5 protein-coding genes, 1 tRNA gene and 4 pseudogenes are annotated in these 3,937 nt (G+C 63.4%); 6 read left to right on the top strand and 4 right to left on the bottom strand.

The features are described from left to right. The 4 genes from tnpC to ENN83_RS11155 form a co-directional block, all read left to right on the top strand. A partial coding sequence (tnpC, locus tag ENN83_RS11170; RefSeq protein ID WP_287187016.1) for an IS66 family transposase occupies window positions 1-701 on the top strand: 701 nt, incomplete at its 5' end. Beyond that, complete coding sequence (locus ENN83_RS11165; RefSeq protein WP_170290396.1) at window positions 701-1,000, top strand: hypothetical protein; 300 nt, start codon at window positions 701-703, stop codon at window positions 998-1,000. The genes tnpC and ENN83_RS11165, both read left to right, overlap by 1 nt. A gap of 336 nt (window positions 1,001-1,336) precedes the next feature. After that, window positions 1,337-1,413: transfer RNA gene (locus ENN83_RS11160), tRNA-Met, on the top strand. Window positions 1,414-1,795: 382 nt separating this feature from the next. Further along, window positions 1,796-2,041, top strand: a complete 246-nt coding sequence (locus tag ENN83_RS11155) for a hypothetical protein (RefSeq protein ID WP_287187014.1) — start codon at window positions 1,796-1,798, stop codon at window positions 2,039-2,041. Window positions 2,042-2,204: 163 nt separating this feature from the next. On the opposite strand, the pseudogene ENN83_RS17170 reads toward ENN83_RS11155, so the two are convergent. From ENN83_RS17170 to ENN83_RS11140, 4 genes and pseudogenes are all read right to left on the bottom strand, one after another. Continuing rightward, window positions 2,205-2,282: pseudogene (locus ENN83_RS17170) on the bottom strand (hypothetical protein); the annotation flags it as partial. An 88-nt stretch (window positions 2,283-2,370) separates the two neighbouring features. Further along, window positions 2,371-2,508: pseudogene (locus ENN83_RS17165) on the bottom strand (recombinase family protein); the annotation flags it as partial. A 116-nt stretch (window positions 2,509-2,624) separates the two neighbouring features. Further along, a pseudogene (locus tag ENN83_RS17160) lies at window positions 2,625-2,999 on the bottom strand (recombinase family protein); the annotation flags it as partial. Window positions 3,000-3,095: 96 nt separating this feature from the next. Continuing rightward, window positions 3,096-3,311, bottom strand: a complete 216-nt coding sequence (locus ENN83_RS11140; protein ID WP_287187008.1) for a hypothetical protein — start codon at window positions 3,309-3,311, stop codon at window positions 3,096-3,098. A gap of 135 nt (window positions 3,312-3,446) precedes the next feature. Between ENN83_RS11140 and ENN83_RS11135 the strand changes: the two are divergent. Both ENN83_RS11135 and ENN83_RS11130 read left to right on the top strand, forming a co-directional pair. Next, a pseudogene (locus tag ENN83_RS11135) lies at window positions 3,447-3,693 on the top strand (DUF932 domain-containing protein); the annotation flags it as partial. Between the two features lie 97 nt (window positions 3,694-3,790). Further along, a partial coding sequence (locus ENN83_RS11130) for a helix-turn-helix domain-containing protein (protein ID WP_287187017.1) occupies window positions 3,791-3,937 on the top strand: 147 nt, incomplete at its 3' end.

Below are 3,937 nucleotides of genomic sequence, written 5' to 3'. Positions count from 1 at the left end.
GCTGGCAGGGCATCCTCCAGGCCGATGCCTATGCCGGGTACAATCAGCTCTACCAGAGCGATCGCAGCCCGGGATCCGTCCTGCCCTCGCTATGCTGGTCACATGCCCGCCGCAAGTTCTTCGAGCTTGCCGATGTCGAGGGGAACATCCGCAAGGGCAAGTCGCCCAAGGACATCTCACCAATCGCCTTCGAGGCGGTGAAGCGGATCGATGCCCTGTTCGAGATCGAGCGGAATATCAAAGGCCTCGGTCCTGCCGCCCGTCTCGAGGCGCGCCAGCGCCTGTCGATGCCGCTCGTCGAAGACCTTGAACACTGGCTGCGCGGCGAACGAGCGAAGCTCTCGAAACACGCCAAGGTGGCCAAGGCGATCGACTACCTGATGTCGCCGGCCCATTGGCCGGGCTTTACCCGGTTCCTCGAGGATGGGCGGGTCTGCCTGACGAACAACGCCGCCGAACGCTCCCTGCGCGGCGTGGCCCTCGGCCGGAAGTCCTGGCTTTTTGCCGGATCCGAACGTGGCGGGCAGCGCGCCGCCGCCATGTGCACGCTGATCGGCACGGCCAAGCTGAACGATATCGACCCGCAAGCCTGGCTCGCCGAGGTCATCGCCCGCATCTCCGAAATGCCGGTCTCGCAGTTGCCAGAGTTGCTTCCATGGAACTGGAAACAGCCGGCAGACCGGCCAGCCGAGGCCGCCTGATGGCCCGCGTCACGCACATCCATACCATCGACGAGGTCGCCAGGAGGATCGACGAGAACCTCGAACTCATCGAGGTCGTTAGCGGGAACTCCGACAACATCGACTATGGCGAGATGATTTGGGTCGACAACGGAACCGAAGAGGGGATCAAGGCCTTCACGGACCGCGGCATCGAATGCCTGCGGGAACTCCTCGCCGACATCAGGACATGGGATGGCGGGATCCGCGAGTTCCTGCGCGACGAGCAGTGTGATCCCGACGTCATCGAACGCATCATGGCCGACGAGAAGAACCACTGAGGCAAGACGGCCCTCGGCGGAGCCTTGCGTCCGACCGAGCGAAGGGACGGAAAATGAAGCGAACCAGATGGCCTGCCCGAACCGAACGTGCTTTCGGCCGAGATCGTCGAAAACCTGGAAGCCGCGCTGGAGCAGTTCAGAAGCGTCAGCCGGGAACTGGCAGGCGAGCCGGACTAGGCGGAGACAGACCCGACAAGTCCGCACTGTTGCGGTGGACACGAGAAGGCGTCGTAGCTCTTCACGACACCGCCCACATGATGCACGGGCCGCCGCCTCACCGCCCCAGTTTCCCCCTTGACGCCCCCCGGCGCCTCCCTTAACTAGCCCCTCGCTCTTGGCGGAGTAGCTCAGTTGGTTAGAGCAGAGGAATCATAATCCTTGTGTCGGGGGTTCGAGTCCCTCCTCCGCTACCACCGTTCCCCCCGACGCTCTGATGCGCATGTTGGGATAGAGGTTCGGGGCTTCCATGAGTTCGGAAAGCCGACCCTCCAGCCTTATCTTGAAGCCTGTTTCCTCCGGCGTGACCACCACCTTCGAGATCAAGCGCCTGATACGTTCGGCGGCATCCTCGGTGTCGGGTGATATCCCGGACGCGAACACCCCTTCCAGATCGCCGACATAGGTCTCGTACTGGCGCAGCGCGGCGGGATGCAGGCCCACGACCTTTGGCACCTCCGGCACGACAGCCAGTTCCGCCTCGATCTCTTTCTGCCGCACTGACAGTTCACGCATCTGGGCGCCGATCACATCGGTTGGCAGGCGTTCGGCCAGGTAATCTTGCCAAGCTCGGTCGAGATGCCGTTTGATCTCTCCCAGCTTGTTCTCCAGAACGATGCGCCGCCGCCGCTTATCCGCTGTCGCACGCTCGCGCTCTTGCTGGTAGGCTCAAGCGAACTCCCTCGGCAACTGCGGTGCCTTAAGGTGCTGCTTGAGCCCGGCAAGGACCGCAGCCTCGATCTCGTCCATGCAGAAGATGCGGTTGTTGCTGCAGGCACCCGATTCGTGGCCCACGTGCTGCAATGGACCCGGACGCGACCGTGATCGCGGTCCTTCACCGACAAGCCGCCACCGCAGCACCCGCATTTGAGCAAGCCGGACAGCAGATAGCGCGCGCTTCACGCTGTCGCTGCGGGGCCTCATGGCTCCGATCCCGTTTCCTTGCCTGAACCGCATCGAAGAGGGACTGTTCGACAATCGCCAGCGCAGGCAGCTGTTCCCGCTTCCATTCCTCGGGCGGGTTCGCCCGCGACACGCGCTTGCCGGTGTCGGGGTCCTTCACCATGCGCACGCGATTCCAGACGAGGACACCGGAATAGAGCGCGCCCGCACAGGATGCCATAATGGCGCGTCTTGTTGCCGTTGATCGTCGAGGCGGCCCAGCGAGATCCGCGCGGCGCGGCGACGCCTTCGGCATTCAGGTCGCGCGCGATCTCGCGCGGGGTCCGGCCCGAGGCGTATTCGCTGAAGATCCGCCGGATGATCTCGGCCTCGCTCTCGACGATCTCCAACTCGCGTGGGCCTTGCCCGGTATCGGACGGTATCCATAGGCACGCCCCCCGGCATGGCGCCCGTCACGCACAACCCCATCCATACCCCGCCGCACCTTGTACGCGAGATCAGCGAGGTAGAGCGAGCCCAGGAGGCCGCGCACCCCGATCTGGACCTGATCGGCGGTGCCTTCATGAACCGCGCGCAACTCGATCCCGGCAAAGTTCAGACGCTTCCAGATGCCTGCAAGGTCTTCCTGATCGCGGGAGAGGCGGTCGAGCGATTCCACGAGGATGACGTCGAAGCTGCCCGAGCGGGCGGCATGCAGCATTTCCATCAGGCCATCGCGTCCATAGACCGACGCGCCGGAGCGCGCCCTGTCGTAATAGGTTGCCGTGACATCGAGGCCTTGCCGCTGGGCATGCGCCCGGCACAGGTGTATCTGGTCTTCAATCGAGCGGTCGTTCTGTAGTTCCGTTGAAAAGCGTGCGTAAATTGCTGTCCTCTTCATGTGCGGATCCTCCGGAATGGGCCCCCGCTTCCGCCGCGGTCGTCCTTCGATGACCCGCCCTCGCCGCCGCTTTGGCAAGCGCGCGCACGATCTCAATCAGGTCAGTATCCAGTCCAGAGGGCTTTCGGCCAGGTATTCGCCGATGCCTTGACCGACGCAAACCTGCCGCATGCCCCTGATGCTGAAAATCACGACTGCCCATTCGCTCATGATAATGCCAGCCCCCTGCTGTAGAAGCGTCTCGGGGATGGCGTCGTAATTTGGGCGGCCCTGGCGCGCAAAACGGAAGAGCGCATCGGAACGAAAACGCACCAATTGCTTATCACCACGGCCTGTTCCGGCGCATTGCATGCGAATCGATGATGAGAGTCAGAGGGTAGCCTGAGGGTCCATGACGGGTTGCGAGCCGGGGGAGAGGCCTCTGGTGCCCGTCGTGGAGGTTCAGCCATGATCCAGGGTCAGGTTCTCGAAGGACAGCGCGATGTGTCGGGCGGCTACAGGGTCGATGTCGGGCGGGGCGAGCGCGTGGGGCGCGTGTCACAGGACATGGTTCTCGCGCCCCGATGACGAGCGTTACATCTCGCTCACCGAGTTGACCGAGGCCGTGCGCGCCCGCTCTGCGCGCAGCCGCACCCGTGTCATCGAAAGTGCGGCGATCGAGGTGCAGGCGAGCCGCGACAATCCCGAGCGGCTGGCCTAGAGCGGCTCAGGCTTTCTCTGAATCGAAAGAGGATTCCCATACGGTGCGTTGTGTGATTCAGAATTCGTACTGGTGAAGGAGGCCAGCATGGATGACGAAACCGTATTCAGACGATCTTCGGGAGCGTGTTGTCGCAGCGATGCAATCCGGATCGAGCTGCCGTAGCGTTGCCGCGCAGTTCGGGGTTGCGCCGTCGAGCGTGGTGAAATGGGCGCAACGCGCAGCAAAGACCGGGTCG

The sequence above is a fragment of the Rhodovulum sp. genome (genome assembly GCF_011048875.1).
In the GTDB taxonomy this organism is placed as follows: Bacteria; Pseudomonadota; Alphaproteobacteria; order Rhodobacterales; family Rhodobacteraceae; genus Rhodovulum; species Rhodovulum tesquicola.
The sequence above is the reverse complement of the archived record's forward strand: the minus strand, read 5'-3'. Positions and strand labels throughout refer to the sequence as shown.